Source organism: Ruegeria atlantica, assembly GCF_947495585.1.
Taxonomy (GTDB): Bacteria; Pseudomonadota; Alphaproteobacteria; order Rhodobacterales; family Rhodobacteraceae; genus Ruegeria; species Ruegeria atlantica_G.
Genome location: NZ_CANLZK010000001.1, coordinates 634,103 through 650,822 on the forward strand (window position 1 = coordinate 634,103; position 16,720 = coordinate 650,822).

Consider the following 16,720-nt stretch of genomic DNA (forward strand, 5'->3'; position numbering starts at 1 on the left):
CAAAAGCAAAGGAAGAATTGTAATGGATACAATTTGGCCAGAGGCGTTACCAAAATCCAAAGGTCCCAAGTACACACTGGTCGCCGACACAATACGAAAAGCGATTGAGAACAAAGCACTGGAGGTAGGGTCTAAACTGCCTCCAGTCCGGGAGCTTGCGTATCGGTTACAAATAACGCCCGGCACGGTTGCCCGGGCATATACGATTCTGACGGAAGAAGGCTTGCTACAAGCCGAGGTCGGACGTGGTACATTTGTCGCCCCTCCAAAATCACCTTTGCTGGACGATGTGTGGGCAAGACAACTTCACCTGCGCGACGACAAGTACAACGCCGATGTCAGCTTGTTCAGCCCCAGATTACCGGATGTGGGGCAGGTGGCATTGATCAGGGAATGTCTTAAGAAAGTGTCCCAAGCCGATCCGCGTTTGCTGATGAATTACCCGACGCGCGATGCGTACCAACCCATGCGGCAGGCGGTCGTTGAATGGCTCTCAGATCTGCCGCTTGGCGCAGTGACCCATGATGATGTGGTTCTGACGCATGGTGGGCAAAATGGTCTTTGCCTGGTGTTTCAGACGATCCTGCGCGGCCCCAAACCGGTCGTTCTGGTTGAAGATCTGTCATATGCCGGTTTCCGTCGGGCAGGTGAGTTGATGCGAGCCGAGGTTGTCGGCGTGAAGATGGACAAGTGGGGCATTGACCCTCAGGCTATGGATCACATTTTGCGTCAGACCCAGGCGCAAGCGGTTTGCGTTTCGCCCGAGGTGCAAAACCCAACCGGTACACATACGCCGCTGGAACGTCGAAAAGAGGTTGTGGAAGTCGCCCGCCGCCATGATTTGCAGATCATTGAAGACGATTGCTATCGAATGGGGGACGCACGCGAGCCCAGCTATCGTGCATTAGCACCTGAACGGGGTTGGCATGTTTCGTCGATCTCAAAAATCCTGACGCCAGCCCTGCGGGTCGGGTTCGCCATCGCCCCGCGCGAACGCAGCGTCGATCTTCGGCGCTCAGCCGAATACGGCTATTTCGGTTTGGCACAACCGCTTGCAGAGCTGACCCGGCTGTTGCTGTCTGATCCACGGACACGGCAGATCGCCAGGTACGTCCGCGCCCGGATGGGCGATTATGTCCGGGTGACGGTCAATGCGCTTGGCGGCTTTGATCTGAACTGGGCACCGGACGTGCCGTTTGTCTGGTTGAACTTGCCGTCGGGTTGGCGTGCCGCCGCATTCAGCCGTGCTGCTGAACGCGAAGGCATTCAGTTACGGTCTGCCGACGAGTTCGCGCTGCGGGACGGCCGTGCACCCAATGCCGTACGCATTGCGATGAACGGGCACGTGTCATTGGAGCGGTTCGAGGCCGCAATGCAGCGCCTGCGGGCGCTTTTAGATAATCCGCCGGAACAGATCAGCGTTTAGGCCCCTAGCTCAATGGGGCGGGGTCGCCAAAGAACCCGGCCAGATGTGAAATCTTGCCTTGTTCATCCAATCGAACGAAATCGTGGCCGGTCACCATTACGGTGCCGTCGGGGTCAACCATATGCCAAGTAAAGTGGACGACATCGTGATGATTGTTGGGGTTACTGGTCAGCTCAACCCGCCCGCCAGAGCTTTGGAGGACTTCCCCGATATGATCGCACAGGTTTGACCGTCCGTTCACTTCTGCCGTCGGGTCTACATAGACGCCATCCGTGGCGAAACACTTGGTTAATAGGTCAAGGCGTTGACCTTGGTTGGCCTGTTGCCAGGCCGCCCCGTAATCGGCGATGGTTTGCAGCCAATCCATTCTCTGGCCACTCCTTTTTTGATCGCTGGTCTACGACAGTATATCTGGTCGGGGATATTTGCGGTAATCGATGGTGATTTCATGGGGTAAAATAATACCTATTTCTTAATACACTGTAATTGCTAAATTATTTTTGATTTCATGTTCTTGACGCGCCACAAGGGTACATCTAAATACGCAACATCGAATTCGGACCGCTCCGTATGTGAGCGGTCTTTCACATCAAACAGGACTATCCTGCCATGAAAACCTTTTCTGCAACACCTGCAGACATCGACAAGAAATGGATCCTGATCGACGCCGAGGGCGTTGTTCTGGGCCGTCTTGCTTCGATCGTCGCCATGCGTCTGCGTGGCAAGCACAAAGCGTCGTTCACTCCGAACATGGATATGGGCGACAATGTCATCGTGATCAACGCTGACAAAATCCAGATGACCGGCAAGAAGCGCGAAGAAAACTTCTACTGGCACACTGGCCACCCGGGCGGCATCAAGTCGCGCACCAAGCAGCAGATCCTTGAAGGCAAGCACCCCGAGCGTGTTGTGACCCAAGCGGTCAAGCGCATGCTGCCTGGCAACCGCCTGTCGCGTCAGGTTATGACCAACCTGCGTGTTTATGCCGGTGCTGAGCACCCGCATGAAGCCCAGTCGCCCGAAGTTCTGGATGTTGCATCCATGAACAAGAAAAACACCCGGAGCTAATGACCATGGCTGATCAGATCAATACTCTCGAAGAGCTGAGCGCCGTTGCAGGCGTTGAGGTTGTGGCCGAAGAAGTCATCGTGCGTGAACCCGTACGTGACGAACTGGGTCGCTCTTATGCCACCGGCAAGCGTAAAGACGCTGTTGCCCGCGTTTGGATCAAGCCGGGTTCCGGCAAGGTCACCGTGAACGGTAAAGACCAGGACGTGTATTTCGCACGCCCCGTTCTGCAGCTGATCCTGCGCCAGCCGTTCCAGGTTGCTGGCGTTGAAGGTGAGTTCGACGTTGTTGCAACCGTCAAAGGCGGTGGCCTGACCGGTCAGGCCGGCGCGGTCAAGCACGGCATCTCGAAAGCACTGCAGCTGTACGATCCGTCCCTGCGCGGCGCACTGAAAGCCGCTGGCTTCCTGACCCGCGACAGCCGCGTTGTGGAACGTAAGAAATACGGTAAGCGCAAAGCGCGTCGTTCGTTCCAGTTCTCGAAGCGTTAATTCGCTGCCGAGTGCACAAAATCAAAGGGCTCGCATGTGCGAGCCCTTTTTCGTTTGAGATGCGTGTTGGGGGTTATTCTTCGTACACCATCTTCCAGGCACCGTTTTCCACAACATTCACATAGACTGAATCGGCCCCCTGGTGATCATCGGGCCCAAAAGTCATGTGGTTGCCCACCAGTTCATCTTGATAGTCCAGCGTTTCCATCGCGGCGATAAAGCTTTCATGCGTCAGATCGGGGCCAGCAGCCTCAAGTGCTTTGACCATCGTTTCAGCAGCAGAATATCCCAGCATTGCGAACCCGACGGGATCTTCACCGGTTGCCGTTTTATATTCTTCGATAAAGGCGGCAGGGGCGGGGTCTTCTGCGCGGGACCACAGATCCTGCCACGACGCGGCGGCGTAGAACCCGTCTGTCACTCCGCCCGGCACCTGCGCAACGACGGTCAGGAAACTGGCCGAGGTGCCAAGGAACTTCATATCTGCAAGGCCCATCTTTTTGGCCGTGCCAACAACGGTAATGGCCTGACGTACGCCCAGAGCGATCGTTACGATTTCGCACCCTTCTTCCTTGAGCTTGCTCAGCGAGCCCACGAAATCCGTTTCATCCGGCTTGTGCGTGGTCTCGGCGACAAACGCGATCCCGGCTTCTTCGGCACCGGCCTTGGTACCTTCGACGATTTCGGCACCAAAATCGGTTGGCAAGTACATCGAGCATACAGACTGCCCGCCGAACTCGCCCGCCAGATACTTCACGCCAACACGGCTTTGGTCAAAGTAGGTCGAAAAGGCCGTGAACTTGTTGTCCATCGGTTCCTGCAGCATTTGCCGTGCAGCCGACAGAGGGGCGACATTGGGAATACCTTTTGGATCCAACAACTTGAAGCCCGCGACATTCATCGGGGTTCCCAGCGACTGTAGCATCGCAAACACCTTGTCGCGGTTCAGCAGCTTATTATAGCCCTGCATCGCACGCGGCATCTGATATCCGTTGTCCTCGACCACATAGCGGATCGTGCGCCCATGCACGCCGCCATTAGCGTTCACGCGATCGAACACCACATTCGCACCTTTGATGGCCGGAACACCGACGGCCGCGAAGATACCGCTCAGATCGTTGACCGAACCGATGACGATCTCATCATCCGTGACACCCTGTGTCTGTGCATTGGCAAGGGTCGCCGAAGCCGTCAAGGCGGTGGCCGCCGCCAGCCGCATGATCACATTCTTCATCTTTCTCCTCCCTTTGGGTTATCTCTTTTTTTAATTGTACATGTCTTCAATAAGATGGCCGTGTTTCTTTTCGACAAAACTGCGTTTCAGCTTCATTGTTGCGGTCAGTTCATCGTCATCCGCTGTCAGAAGCACATCAATCAGGCGAAAGTCTTTGATCTGTTCGACCCGCGCGAAATCCTTGTTCACGGCATCGATTTCCGCCTGAATCTGATCTTTGACTTCGGATGCGGCACATAAGGACGCAAAATTCGAGAATGGAATCTTCCGGTCTTGTGCAAATTTCTCAACGTTTTCCTGATCAATCATAATCAGCGCGGTCAGGTACTTACGCTTGTCGCCGATGATCACCGCGTCCGCGATATAGTGGCTGAATTTCATTCGGCTTTCGATCTCGGCAGGGGTGATATTCTTGCCACCGGCAGTGATGATGATGTCTTTCATGCGTCCCGAAATAGTGACGTAGCCGTCGTCATCGATATGCCCTAGATCGCCGGTTCGCAGCCAGCCATCGGCGGTGAAAGTCTCGGCCGTTTTGGCGTTGTTACGCCAATATCCCTGAAAGATATTAAGGCCTTTCAGCTGAATCTCACCGTCTTCGGAGATACGGATGTCATTTCCCGGCACAGCGCGTCCGATGGTCCCGACCTTATTGCTTTCAATGGTGTTTAGCGTCGCCAGACCCGAAGTTTCGGTCATCCCGAACCCCTCGACCAACGGCACGCCAATTGCCCAGTACCATTTCAACAGATCGGTCGAAATCGGGGCCGCACCTGAACCGCCGCGCCGTATTTTGTCCATACCCAGCATGCGGCGCAGATTGCGCAGAACCAGCCGGTCCCACACCCAAAATTGCGCGGCGACACCGACTGGGACGGGTTTGCCGGCCAGAATGTACTCGGCCCGCGCAAGCCCTACCTTCAGGGCCATGCCAAAGGCTGCGCGGCCCGTGGGCGTCGCATCCTGCGTCATGATCTGAACGTAGGAATAAATCTTCTCCCAAACCCGCGGAACGGCAGTAAAGGTCGATGGTGAGATCTCTTGCAGGTTCGTAAATACGGTCTCCGGGCTTTCGGCAAAATTGACGATGCATTTGGCGGCGAGAGGGAAATAGATGGATACGTCACGCTCTAGAATATGGCACAACGGTAGAAAGCATAGCTGTTCGTCCGTCTCTAAGGCAGGCAACGCATGTGCCCCACATTCTATTGCCGCAAGGATGTTCTCATGGCTCAGCATCGCGCCCTTCGGCATTCCCGTGGTGCCCGAGGTGTAGATCAGAAGTGCTGTATCCTGTGGCGACGCCAGCGCGATTTCGGCCTCGAAACGATCGGGATCTTCAGCTTCGGCTTGTTGGCCCAGCGTATACAGCGCGTCGATCATCATGCAGCGCGCATGATCCAGATCGTGCAGGCCTTCATCGTCAAGAATGATGACATTCAGAAGGCAGGGAACCTCATCTTCGACCTGCAGGAACTTGTCCAACTGCTCTTCGTTTTCGACGATCAGAAATCGGCTGTCACTGTCATTGATGAGATATTTCAATTGGCTGGCAGAATCGGTGGTGTAGACGCCCGATGCGATGCCTCCAACGGCCTGAATGCCCATGTCGAACCAGGCCCATTCCTTGCGGTCCTCTGACAGAATCGAGACAACTTCGCCTCGTTGCAATCCCAATTTGCGCAGTGCAAGCCCAATCCACTTGGCATGCTGCCAATAGTCGGCCCAGGAATACGACTTCCAGATGCCAAGGTCCTTTTCGCGGTGCGCCGTGCGATCACCAAGCTCAGTGCAGCGGTTCCGAAATAGCTCGCAGATTGTCGTGCACTCATCGACACAGACCGGGCGCTGGCCGGGGTTTGCGTTCAGGCGAACGCCGTTGACTGTGATCTGAGGGGGCAGGGTGCTGATATTCATCTGTCTCACCTCCACGTCTTTTTCCGCTTCCAACGGCGGTTTTCCCGCGCGCCTTCTTCCTGAACGCCCAGATAGAAATTCTGGATGTCCTCTGACCGCATCAGAACATCTGCTGCGCCGTCCATGACGATGCGTCCGACCTCCATTACATAGCCATGGTGGGCCAGTTCCAGGGCGGCGTTGGCGTTTTGCTCGACCAGCATCATGGTCATGTTTTGCTCGTCATTCAGTCGTTTGAGGATGCCAAAAATTTCCTGAACCAGCAGCGGTGACAGACCAAGCGAGGGTTCATCCAACAGCATGATCTTTGGGTTGGCCATCAAGCCACGGCCGATTGCCAACATCTGTTGCTGCCCGCCAGATAATGTTCCCGCCTCTTGGTTGCGACGTTCCTTGAGGATCGGAAAGTATGAGAACACCAGATCCCGATCGTGATCGATCTGACCCTTGTCCTTCAGGGTATAGGCCCCGAGGCTGAGGTTCTCGTCGACCGTCAGCAATGGAAACACTTCACGCCCTTCGGGCACATGAACGATGCCTTGCTGCACGACCTTGTGTGGCTCGGACCCCTGAATTTCGTCGCCGTCAAACGTGATCTTGCCCTTTTCCGGATCCATCACGCCAGAAACGGTTTTCATCAGCGTGGTCTTGCCCGCGCCATTGGCGCCAAGGATCGAGACAATTTGGCCCTGATGAACATCCAGAGAAACACCCCGGATCGCCATGATCGGACCATAAAAACTTTCGATGTTGCGGATTGTCAGGATCGGCTCGCTCATGAGGCTTTCCCCAAATAGGCCTCGACCACCGCCGGGTGCGACTGAACCTCAGCAGGTGTTCCCAGCGCCAGTTTCGCGCCGTCCGCCATTGCAAGAACGCGGTCTGAAACGCCAGACACCAGCCCCATATCATGCTCGACCATCAGTACCGTGATCCCCATCTGCCGCCGGATATCGTCAATCCACCAGCGCATGTCGGTTGTTTCTTCGACTGACAGACCCGAGGCCGGTTCGTCCAACAATAGCAGCTTGGGATCGGTGGCCAGTGCGCGGGCCACCTCGACTACCTTACGCACGCCATAGGGCAGGCCAGAAATCATTTTGTCGCGGAACGCCTGCAGGTCGAGGAAGTCGATAATCTCTTCGACCTTTTCGCGGTTCTCCAGTTCCTGTCTTCGTGCGGAGGGCAGAAACAACACCTCGGACAGCATGTTGGTTTTGCGGTGGCGGTGCCGTCCGACAAGCAGGTTCTGCAAGACCGTGGCATGCTCGAAGAGTTCGATGTTCTGAAATGTCCGCGCCACACCATATGCAGCCACGCCGGACGGTTTGGCCTTAAGCAAGTCGTGCCCGTCGTAACGGATTTTGCCTGCGTAGGGGTCGTAGAAACGCGAGATTAGGTTGAAGACCGTGGACTTCCCTGCACCATTAGGGCCAACGATGGCGAAAACCTCGCCTTCCTCGACTTCGAAAGATAGATCATTGACGGCAGTCAACCCACCGAATTTCAGGGTGACGTTTTCGAACTCAAGCAGGCTCATCTCAGGCGCTCCGTCTTGAGGTAGGATTTCTGACGCTTGAACATGTCTTTGCGATAGAAGGGAAACAGCTCGAACCACGTGCGAATTTTCAGCCAGCGCCCGTACAGGCCCATCGGTTCAAACAGGATGAAGGCGATCAGGATCATACCGAAGATACCGAATTCCAATCCCGGGATGGCGACGGTATTGCCACCAAACACTGCGCCCACATACTCCTTTGATATCGACAGGAACTGGGGCAGGAACCCGATCACGATCGCTCCAAGGAATGCACCGTGGACGGATCCCAGACCACCGATCACGATCATCATCAGTAGCTGGATTGAGATCAGGACGCTGAACGTCTCATTGTTGAATGCGCCCGAGAACATACCCATCAACGCGCCCGCCCATCCGCTGACCGCGCAGGACAGCGCGAACGAGATCATCTTGGTCCGTGCAATGTCCACGCCCATGGCCTGTGCCGACACTTCAGAATCCCGAACAGCGATAAAGCTACGCCCCAAAGGCGCGCGCAACAGGTTGATGTAGCCAAGCGTCACCAGCACCGCCACACCAAGAACCAACCAGAAGAACTGAACCGGAGTGCCCCAGCGGTCGACCAGGAACCCGAAGATCTCGACACCGCCAAGATATTTGCCCGCGACACCGCCCGTAATCGGCTCGGCCAGAACGATGACGTCATCCATCAGGATGGACAGGGCCATTGTGAAGATCGCGAGATATATCCCGTGCAGTCGCAGGGCAGGGATGGCGACCGTCACTCCGGCCAACCCGGTCAGAATACCAGCCAAGGGGAAGGCAATCAGGAACGGCACGCCAGCTTCAAGAAGAATGACGTTGGCGTAGCAACCAAAGGCCAAAAACGCGGCATGACCTAGGCTGACTTGCCCTGTGTGACCCGTCAGGATCATCAACCCCAGGCCCGCGATGGCCCAGATCAGCACGTTTGTCAGCTCACCCAGGTAGAAGTCGTCCAGCCACCACGGAGCGGTCGCGACAACTGTCAGCAAGATCAGGTACAGGCAAAGCTGATACGCGTCCTTCCATGGTCGGATATCCTGCATGTAGTTGGTTTTGAACACAATCCGCATGATTTAGACCTTCTTGACCCGAACCTGACTGAACAGCCCATTCGGGCGAAAGATCAGCACCGCCAGCAGCAGCGCATAAGGCGCGATCTGGCTGTACCCTGCCGCGATGTAGCGGCTGGCAAAGGGCTCGATCACACCAACGATCAGCCCGCCAGCCAATGCTCCCGGCAGGCTTCCAAAGCCACCGATTACGGCTGCGGCGAAGGCCTTGATGCCGAGCAAACCGGTGGTTGGATCGACAGACCCCTTGGCCGCGAACAAGATGCCTGCAATCCCCGCGACAACCCCCGCCAAAGCCCAGATAAAGCCCTGCACACGCTTCACCGGTATTCCCATGTAATACGCCGCCAACTGGTTCTGCGACGCGCCCTGCATCGCAAGACCCAGCTTGGTTCGACTGAAGAAAACATACAGCCCCCAGGTCAGCAAGATGGTCACGACGATGACCGCGACGTCCTCCATCCCCAGCACCAGTCCGCCAAAGCGGACTTCCTTGCCGGCCAACGGGTTTTGAAGCGTCTGCGGCTCGTGCCCCCAGATCAACCCGGCTGCGAACCGGATTACGAAACCCAAAGCGATGGTCAGGATAACAACTGCCGTTTGGCTTTCTCCAAACAAACGCCGGATGATCAGGCGATCAAGCAAGTAGCCCAACGCGCCCATGATCCCCAATGAAATCGGCAAGGCCATCCAGAAGGGCAGCCCCATATACTCCGTATTCGTAAGCCCGATCGTCACGAAGGCGCCCAACATCATGAAGTCGCCCTGCGCGAAATTCACTGCCTCGGTGGCCTTGTAAATCAGAACAAAGCCAAGCGCGATCAGGCCGTAGACACAGCCATTCGCCAGCCCGCTGATCAGCAGCTGCGCGTTATCCAAGTTTGTCCTCCCATGCCGGTTGGCCCGGCGTTCCTTACGCCCCGGACATCCTCCTTCGTCCGGGGCTTTGTTCTACTATGGCGTGATAATCACCTTCCCGTCACTCTTTTTCAGAGCATTGGCCAGATTTGCCACCACATCACGCAAGCCAAGCCGTTCAGAAACATCCGTTTTCCAGCGTCCGTCAGCAAACCGGGCCTGTACCTCACCAACGACTCTCATCTGGTCCGCCGGAGGCGTTGACGTCATCCACTTGGTCAACCAGAACCCCTCGATCCGCTTGCCCATAAAGATCAACTGACCGGTCTGTGTCAGCTTTGGCAATTCGGGGCTGAGCTTGCCGTAAATGACCCACCGGGCACCGTTGGGCATCGAACAGAAAATCTGCTCGGAGACCTGATCCGTCACGGCATCCAGAAAGACACGTGGTTTCAGTTCCATGCTAAGCTCTGCGAATTTCTGTATCATGTCCGGGTCGGACGTGACCAAGACCTCATGAGCGCCAAGTTCTTTCAAGGATTCAACTGCCTCGGCCCGACGCACGATTGCGATTGGTTTCAGTCCCAAATCGCGTCCAAGCGAGCACATGAGTTTGCCCAACTGGCTGGTGGCCGCGGAAACGACAAAAGCATCGCCCGCACCCCGCGCGATGTCCACCATGGCCATCGCCGTCATGGGATTGATGACCTGGGCGGAACCATCTTCGTCTGAGATATCGGGTCGCAGTGGGATACACATCAGCGCCTGCGTCACGACATACTCCGCCCACGCCCCGGAACCAGCCGCCACAAAGGCAACCCTTTGTCCCTGCAACGCTTCGGCACCGGTGCCGGTGGCCACCACGTCGCCACAGCCTTCGAACCCGGCGGGCGTGCCTTTGACACGCGGTTGCCCGTATTCTCCCTTGATAAAGTGGAGATCGGATGGATTCACCGACGCCGTCCGTAATTTGATCAGCACCTGACCGGGACCAGGTTCGGGCACGGGAAGCTCGGCCTCGGCCAGCCAATCGGCGGCATCCTCGATAAAAGGACCTGTGGCCGATCCGGAATAGCCGTCATGGGTTTGAATGACGGCGAACATGTTTGGGGGCAGGGTGGTCATTATGTCTCCTATCTCCTGTGCGGACACAGCACAGAACAGGTCTGTTGCAAGTGGTGTTGCGTTGGATTTAGGGGCAGCCAATCAAACGGGTGCTGAGACGTCAATCAGAGTTGCGCCTGACGTAACGGGAATGCGCGCCCGGTAAAGAAAAAGGGCCGCTCAAAATAGAACGGCCCCCAGAAATTATTGTTGTCCAGTCAAAAGCGTGCGCAGCTCTTCGATCTTCTGAGCAATCAACTGAGGGGATGCCTTGATTTCATCCAGGATACCCAAGGCTTTTGTTTTCAGGTCCTGTGACAACTGGCTATCCTGAACCGAAGCTACCATGGCGTCATAGTCAAAATTCTCGACGGAAAGCGTACCTTCTTCGATCCAGGAATTCAGCAAGTCTTGCCCCTGATTGGCCAGGGACGCGACCTGATCTCCGGCCTGGTCGGCCAGATCGGAGGCCGCCTGTCCGGCTTGTTCGGCCGCTTCGGTGGCCTGGTCAGCAATGGAAGATGCGGCTTCGCTCGCCTGTTCGGTGGCGGCATCCACGGCATCATTTACGGCCGCACCTGCGTCCTGGGCCGCCGATTGCAGGCTTTCGGCAGGCGTGGGTTCGGGTTGATTGAGGTAATAGTAAGCTCCGGCGCCAAGTCCGGCGACGATAACAGCTAATATGAGAGTACGCGACATGGGGTTCTCCTTGAAATATGTGTCGCTTAGATGAGGGTAAATTATCAGTGATCAAAGGGGAATTCCCAGAAATTCATTTCAATTCGGGGGTTTGAGCCAGCCTGCGCCGATCTGATGGAACCAGGTGGCAATAACACGCCGTCATGCGGACAGCACGGCAGGTGAGCTTGATTATTCGCCAAAATCCGAGGCGGAATTGGGCCGGAAGCAGACGCATATGGCGTGGTTTCGAGACGGTGGAACATCAAACTCAAAAAAACTTGCGAAGTAGCTTTGCTTCGTATCATCTCAGATCCTTCTGTTTTTTCAGTTCGTATTGCAACAGAGACACAAACAAAAAACGCCACATAGGGCACTGAGAAATAACGTTCAGATGGCTGCCAATCCTGATTCGGGAAAATGGCGGAGAGACAGGGATTCGAACCCTGGGTGGGCTTGCACCCACAACGGTTTTCGAGACCGTTTCTAAAGGTGGTTTGGCAAATTTGCCTCATATAAAATAAGGGGCAGGCGAGCCAACCTCGGGCAAAATCAGCAGGACTGGCAGCACGGGTTGGCATAGAAAGACGGCATAGTTCCAAAGCCATGCAAGCGAGTTGGATTCTGGCGTTGAGGAGGCTGGATGAGTTTGACGCCAATACCTCTAAAAGCGACAATTGCGGAACGGCGATCTATCTGGCAGGGACCAACACCCGACGCGTCAAGCGGGTGCTGTTCGGCCTGTTCGAAGGGGCAATTGGCAAGGGCGTGGTCAGCCGGGCATGGCGAAAGGCGAAGGTCGACTGGGACTTTTGGCGTGCCCGGGATCTGCCCATCCGGCATTGCACGTGTCATAAGCACCGGAACCTCCTGGGCATGCTCCCAAGCGCCAGCTCGACGAACTGGGTGAGGACCACCGCGACACGCGGCTCCATGCGGTAGCCCCTGTCGGCCGAATTAGGTAGCAGGTACACAGCCAGGTGATCGTACAACGGCAAATAAATGAGAGGTTCCGATATTCGGTTGGACTATCCTCACTCACATTGCTTGAACCGCTTCCACACATCTGGCGTGAACTACGGTTTTTCACCAATCACCTGAGACCCTGCTGTGATAGGGAATTAGGCCGGGATTGGGCTTTTCTGAAATGTTGCGGAAGCTTGCGAAAAAACGGGCGGATGTTCGCGAACCATACGTTCAGGTCGGTATGGCTAAGACGGCGCGAACAGGAGGATTTCAACTTCTGGTGAGACGGTTTTTGCCAATATTTTGGTTGTTCCGGACCAGCTGGTCCTGCACAACTCAACCAAAAGAAGACCTGAGGCACGCGCTTGACGACGATAATCGACAGCATATTGGCATCGCGGGATGATTTGTGGCCGCTCCAGGATACGTTCTACTTCAAGGAGGGTGACGCAGTCTTCGAGATCTCGCCCGCGTCCAGTTTCTCGGCGGAGATTCCAGCGGACAACCAGAAGCTCTATTCAGAGACGTTTCGGTATGCCTGGCAGGTGCCGCGCCGGACAGCGGAGGGAAGCACTCAGGTTCGACGTTGGTTGGCGCGGATGACCTTCGCTGCGATCGGCTTTCTGCTGTTCGCGGCTTTTGAGATAATCAAGGCATACGTGGCACCGGTCGGAGATGCGACGGCATCATGGGACGTGCTGATGGAAGACGTCCGACTGAAATACGGCCTCTTCATAGCCGCTTTGTGTGGCGCGGCGCCGCAGCTTCTGGAGCAATGGCTGGGGCCAAGTCACTTCTATGAGAAAATTGCCTTCCGCGCGGCGGCACAGGGCCGGCGCTCTCGTGTTTTATTCTTCACGGACAAGGTGATTATCAAGCCGGGGACGGTTTCACAGATCACTATTCACCGTGATGAGCCGGATGTATCTCTCCGGGTGGTGCGGGGCAAAGGACTTTATGGTTTGGAGGTGCGGTTTGGCGGCAAGGTGATGGTCGTCTTCGGCCCGACGTTGAACGAAAAGGACGTCAACCTGCTACAGGATTTCCTGGGCATGTGGTGGCATGGCGAGGAGTATTTGGCTGCGGCGGCCGGACACATGATCCTGACAGACGGCGACTCAAGGCTTTTTGATATCATAATGATGGAGAAGTCGAGCTTTAGCGCGTCGGCATATGACGCGAAGGTGAACGTAGAGTTCGTCGACGAGCGCGCACGTAAAAACTGGATGCCCATTGGGGCGTCGGTGCACGTGTCGCCTGGCACATGTCAGGTCTCTGGGCGATGGGTCGATCGAGGACTGTCAAAGCTGAATTATACCGACATGATGACGTTGCTGCGGGACCAAAAGCTCTCCGTCCTCGACGCCACGCTTGAGGCCGAGGAGGGCATTATTGAGATCCCGATCCGGACGGAAGATGAGTATCGCATGCTGGTCCAGCTGATGAGGGATTACGCGGATGCTTTCCTCTATCTCGAGGGCGACGGTGGAAACTACATCGTGGAAATTGCTGATCCAGACGTGCCTATTCGCGGCCCTCGTCGCTATATCGGGGGCACGGATCATCTGAAGACGATGATGGATCTGGCTCGAAATTTTCGAGATTTTCGGGCTGAGATGTAGCAGCGTTCGCTCTGCTTTTCTCTGCCTGAAGCTGGCAGGGAAGGTGCTGAAGGTTCACATCCAGATGGTTTGTCCCGTGATAGGATGGACAGAGGGCGACTGGCGCGAGTGTGCACTTCAACAACCTAAAGCTCCCTGCGGGTTAAAAGTTCGATTTCAACCCTGAAATACGCCGTGGAGCAGTGTTTACTCTGCAAAAGAAAATTATTGATAAAGCAATCGATGGTGATTGACATGGTTGAGAGAGCGCCATACTTACAACCTTAAGGCTATGGTCGGCCTGGGGCAGCTGCGAAGTTCGGTGCGGTTGACAAAGAGACCTACAGCAGTCGCTGCACCAACATGTTCTGCTACTTCCACCGAACAGTGGAGAGGCGAATATGCTTCAGACAACATCAAAATTTGCGCCGAAATACCTTCCGTTCAATAAGTTTCACGTCGCGGAGATCACAGGAATAGAGCCCGATTTTTTGCGCGGTTCAGCACGCCGCCTTGCAAAAGACCGTGAAAGCATCAAACACACGACCGTTCTGAATTATATCTGCAAAGCGCTCGGTTTTCGGGGAGGGTTTTCAAGCTTCAAGCAGACTCATTCGCAAGAACTCAGTGTCTTCATGGAGCGTCATAAGTTGAATGGTGCCGGGCTATACGATCCAGGAATTCAGGACAAACCGATTCAGATCGATTTGGCTGAGATCTCTGGGCGATGCTTCCAGTCAGAGAATAACTCTCCGGCGCGCATCTTTACTGGCGCAGGTGTAGACTGGTTTGACCTTCTTGAGGCAGCTTTAGATGTTTCAGGTTTTGAGGTGAAAAACCGGTTCACAGGGCGAAAAATAACGGATGCAACAGAGATAGCGAATGCGCGGCGTGACATCCCGATGAACTGGATTGTTCTACACGAAAACAAGTACCTGTCGTTGGATGCGTGCTGGACTCTCAACACGCTGCTTGGTGATCAGTTGCTCCAATACGAAGGGCAACAAGGAGATGCTCAAACTTCATTTGTCGCGAAAGTATACTTCCCGGATTATATGGAAGCTGAGGAGATTGCGCGCGACGAAGAAAGGTATCAGGGCGCGGCAGAGATGCTGACACGTATCCTGCCCAAATTGGACCGCGGCTGGGTTGATATCTTGCGGTTCAACAAAAACCTGATATTCGTTCGTGACTGGACCGGGGGCTATGACTTCGTATTTCCTCAGCTTAGGAAAACGAAGTTCAACCACAACATTCACACACCTTATCTGAAAAATGCCGACGTTCCGAAGTCGGATGACCTCTATCACTTCCGACGCTGGTATTTCTATGAATATGACGGCTGGTCGGAGTTGGATCGGCACAATGCGGAGCGTCACTTTTATGCGCAAAGCAACCAGCCATGCAACTACCCCGGTGAAGAACAAGTCCTCCGATCCTACTTTCTTGCCTCAGGACGCTACACTGCACCGTCCGAAAAGGCATCGTTGGTCGAAGGTTTCATGGAAGTCACCATCGGCACCAAGCGGCTGGCCGTTTCGGATCCAATCTCGGTTGCGCAATTCCGGGATTTCATGATGCAAGAGAACGAATTCTACACTCGCTATCGACCTTGCGCGCCTCAGCAAGACGATTGGAGGCTGTACAATCAGGATGATGACATCCAAGTCGCTCCGGCCTCTGCTACTTGGTATGACGCGACAGCATTTGCCGCGCATGTCAGTAGGTCGAGAAAACTGCCTGTCCGACTTCCTACCGAGGAGGAATGGCTCGCGATCACTCACGAATTTCGGTCCAGCCTCCGTTTGATCCAAGTCGACTACGAGTTTCTCAATGAAGGCCGGATAGTCGAGAAATGTGAACGGGATGAGGAACACCAGTTTTGGGGGACCAGATATCAGTGCGATGAGGCTGATCTTCCATGGGAGAAGACAAAAGATGATGTCTGTTTTTTGAGAGCCATCGACTTCGGGGAATGGCTCATGCTCGAAGGGGCTGCGATCAATAGTCTACACTTCGGAGCGATGAATTTGGCTCCTCTTCATCTCTCTGAGACACATAACTCTGAAACGGAGGAAGGCGACAAGTCTCCGCACTGGGAAAGAAGGGTTTCTGCCGAGAGGGATAGAATGTCTCCGCGTTCCACTGGGGCATACAAAGGTATGCGAGTCGGGTTCAGGCTTGTCTACGAACTTGCTTAAATTCGCGCGGTAATTTCTGCCGGTGACGCTTCCTCGCGCCCAGCGAGTGCGGCCTTGCCAGACCAAAATTCAAAAATGGTCATGTAGAAATAACCGAGCGGCAATGAGTGTGAAAGCACGGTTCAATCAAATTTTTTCAAGGAGAAAATACGATGGGTAAAGGTCAAGGAAATGGCGGAGGCTGGCCGAGCTCCACTGGCAAACCTTCTGGCGGCGGACGTTCGAACGGTCCCGCAGGAGGAGGAAAACGGAAGTAACATGGATATGGCAGGGGCCTTTTAGGCCCCTGTCTACTGTCTGGAAGTCAGTCTATCTCGCCTCAGGATGATTGCCGGATCGGAAAGCGGCGCTAAAGGCTATTGCCACTACGTCTGCTCTGAAAAGAACATAGCGCTTGACCTGCCCCCCCGCTTATAGGGAGAGTTCGCCGGGGCTGTCACGTTGAGTGATCTGCTGAAAGACATAGTCATACAAATTGTTGAAAGCTCTGTTTGGCGTAGGGAAACCAACCAAAACCATTCGAATAGGAGGTGCGGTCTCGC

At 55.1% G+C, this 16,720-nt stretch carries 14 protein-coding genes and 1 pseudogene; 6 read left to right on the forward strand and 9 right to left on the reverse strand.

Translation table 11 applies throughout. The features are described 5' to 3' along the window. Nucleotides 1–22 precede the first annotated feature (22 nt). Nucleotides 23–1,426 (forward strand): PLP-dependent aminotransferase family protein, encoded by a 1,404-nt coding sequence (locus QMP16_RS03120; protein ID WP_282151180.1) that lies wholly within the window; start codon nucleotides 23–25, stop codon nucleotides 1,424–1,426. 4 nt (nucleotides 1,427–1,430) lie between these two features. Here QMP16_RS03120 and QMP16_RS03125 read toward each other — a convergent pair whose 3' ends face one another. Then, entirely contained in the window at nucleotides 1,431–1,793 is a 363-nt protein-coding gene (locus QMP16_RS03125; protein WP_282151181.1) for a nuclear transport factor 2 family protein, read from the reverse strand. Between the two features lie 242 nt (nucleotides 1,794–2,035). Between QMP16_RS03125 and rplM the strand changes: the two genes are divergently transcribed. Together rplM and rpsI are read left to right on the forward strand one after the other, a co-directional pair. Further along, the gene (gene rplM / locus QMP16_RS03130; protein WP_058271592.1) at nucleotides 2,036–2,494 is read left to right on the forward strand and encodes a 50S ribosomal protein L13; all 459 of its coding nucleotides are present in this window, start codon (nucleotides 2,036–2,038) and stop codon (nucleotides 2,492–2,494) included. 5 nt (nucleotides 2,495–2,499) lie between these two features. Continuing rightward, nucleotides 2,500–2,985, forward strand: coding sequence for a 30S ribosomal protein S9 (rpsI, locus tag QMP16_RS03135; RefSeq protein WP_109311665.1), 486 nt, complete (start codon nucleotides 2,500–2,502; stop codon nucleotides 2,983–2,985). A gap of 73 nt (nucleotides 2,986–3,058) precedes the next feature. Here rpsI and QMP16_RS03140 read toward each other — a convergent pair whose 3' ends face one another. From QMP16_RS03140 to QMP16_RS03175, 8 genes are all read right to left on the reverse strand, one after another. Beyond that, a complete protein-coding gene (locus tag QMP16_RS03140; protein WP_282151182.1) occupies nucleotides 3,059–4,219 on the reverse strand; it encodes an ABC transporter substrate-binding protein in 1,161 nt (386 codons plus the stop codon). A 30-nt stretch (nucleotides 4,220–4,249) separates the two neighbouring features. Continuing rightward, a complete protein-coding gene (locus QMP16_RS03145) occupies nucleotides 4,250–6,136 on the reverse strand; it encodes an AMP-dependent synthetase/ligase (protein WP_282151183.1) in 1,887 nt (628 codons plus the stop codon). 5 nt (nucleotides 6,137–6,141) lie between these two features. Then, the gene (locus tag QMP16_RS03150) at nucleotides 6,142–6,915 is read right to left on the reverse strand and encodes an ABC transporter ATP-binding protein (protein WP_282151184.1); all 774 of its coding nucleotides are present in this window, start codon (nucleotides 6,913–6,915) and stop codon (nucleotides 6,142–6,144) included. After that, nucleotides 6,912–7,676: an ABC transporter ATP-binding protein gene (locus tag QMP16_RS03155; protein WP_282151185.1), complete on the reverse strand. Its 765-nt coding sequence runs from the start codon at nucleotides 7,674–7,676 to the stop codon at nucleotides 6,912–6,914. Before QMP16_RS03155 ends, QMP16_RS03150 begins: the two co-directional genes overlap by 4 nt. Beyond that, complete coding sequence (locus QMP16_RS03160) at nucleotides 7,673–8,770, reverse strand: branched-chain amino acid ABC transporter permease (protein WP_282151186.1); 1,098 nt, start codon at nucleotides 8,768–8,770, stop codon at nucleotides 7,673–7,675. Before QMP16_RS03160 ends, QMP16_RS03155 begins: the two co-directional genes overlap by 4 nt. 3 nt (nucleotides 8,771–8,773) lie before the next feature. Further along, a complete protein-coding gene (locus QMP16_RS03165) occupies nucleotides 8,774–9,649 on the reverse strand; it encodes a branched-chain amino acid ABC transporter permease (RefSeq protein WP_058277918.1) in 876 nt (291 codons plus the stop codon). Nucleotides 9,650–9,724: 75 nt separating this feature from the next. Further along, complete coding sequence (locus QMP16_RS03170; RefSeq protein ID WP_282151187.1) at nucleotides 9,725–10,753, reverse strand: alcohol dehydrogenase catalytic domain-containing protein; 1,029 nt, start codon at nucleotides 10,751–10,753, stop codon at nucleotides 9,725–9,727. A gap of 183 nt (nucleotides 10,754–10,936) precedes the next feature. Continuing rightward, nucleotides 10,937–11,431, reverse strand: coding sequence for a hypothetical protein (locus QMP16_RS03175; protein WP_282118451.1), 495 nt, complete (start codon nucleotides 11,429–11,431; stop codon nucleotides 10,937–10,939). 666 nt (nucleotides 11,432–12,097) lie between these two features. On the opposite strand from QMP16_RS03175, the pseudogene QMP16_RS23630 reads away from it, so the two are divergent. The 3 genes and pseudogenes from QMP16_RS23630 to QMP16_RS03190 all read left to right on the forward strand — a co-directional run. Next, a pseudogene (locus tag QMP16_RS23630) lies at nucleotides 12,098–12,241 on the forward strand (IS256 family transposase); the annotation flags it as partial. Nucleotides 12,242–12,741: 500 nt separating this feature from the next. Continuing rightward, complete coding sequence (locus QMP16_RS03185) at nucleotides 12,742–13,998, forward strand: hypothetical protein (protein WP_282151188.1); 1,257 nt, start codon at nucleotides 12,742–12,744, stop codon at nucleotides 13,996–13,998. A gap of 380 nt (nucleotides 13,999–14,378) precedes the next feature. After that, entirely contained in the window at nucleotides 14,379–16,178 is a 1,800-nt protein-coding gene (locus QMP16_RS03190) for an SUMF1/EgtB/PvdO family nonheme iron enzyme (protein WP_282151189.1), read from the forward strand. Nucleotides 16,179–16,720: the final 542 nt, after the last annotated feature.

Bases quoted from the DNA above. Each gene is read 5' to 3' on its own strand.
- QMP16_RS03175 (WP_282118451.1), bottom strand. From the start codon at position 11,431: ATGTCGCGTACTCTCATATTAGCTGTTATCGTCGCCGGACTTGGCGCC.
- QMP16_RS03170 (WP_282151187.1), bottom strand. From the start codon at position 10,753: ATGACCACCCTGCCCCCAAACATGTTCGCCGTCATTCAAACCCATGAC.
- QMP16_RS03190 (WP_282151189.1), top strand. From the start codon at position 14,379: ATGCTTCAGACAACATCAAAATTTGCGCCGAAATACCTTCCGTTCAAT.
- QMP16_RS03140 (WP_282151182.1), bottom strand. From the start codon at position 4,219: ATGAAGAATGTGATCATGCGGCTGGCGGCGGCCACCGCCTTGACGGCT.
- QMP16_RS03125 (WP_282151181.1), bottom strand. From the start codon at position 1,793: ATGGATTGGCTGCAAACCATCGCCGATTACGGGGCGGCCTGGCAACAG.
- rpsI (WP_109311665.1), top strand. From the start codon at position 2,500: ATGGCTGATCAGATCAATACTCTCGAAGAGCTGAGCGCCGTTGCAGGC.
- QMP16_RS03145 (WP_282151183.1), bottom strand. From the start codon at position 6,136: ATGAATATCAGCACCCTGCCCCCTCAGATCACAGTCAACGGCGTTCGC.
- QMP16_RS03160 (WP_282151186.1), bottom strand. From the start codon at position 8,770: ATGCGGATTGTGTTCAAAACCAACTACATGCAGGATATCCGACCATGG.
- QMP16_RS03155 (WP_282151185.1), bottom strand. From the start codon at position 7,676: ATGAGCCTGCTTGAGTTCGAAAACGTCACCCTGAAATTCGGTGGGTTG.
- rplM (WP_058271592.1), top strand. From the start codon at position 2,036: ATGAAAACCTTTTCTGCAACACCTGCAGACATCGACAAGAAATGGATC.
- QMP16_RS03150 (WP_282151184.1), bottom strand. From the start codon at position 6,915: ATGAGCGAGCCGATCCTGACAATCCGCAACATCGAAAGTTTTTATGGT.
- QMP16_RS03120 (WP_282151180.1), top strand. From the start codon at position 23: ATGGATACAATTTGGCCAGAGGCGTTACCAAAATCCAAAGGTCCCAAG.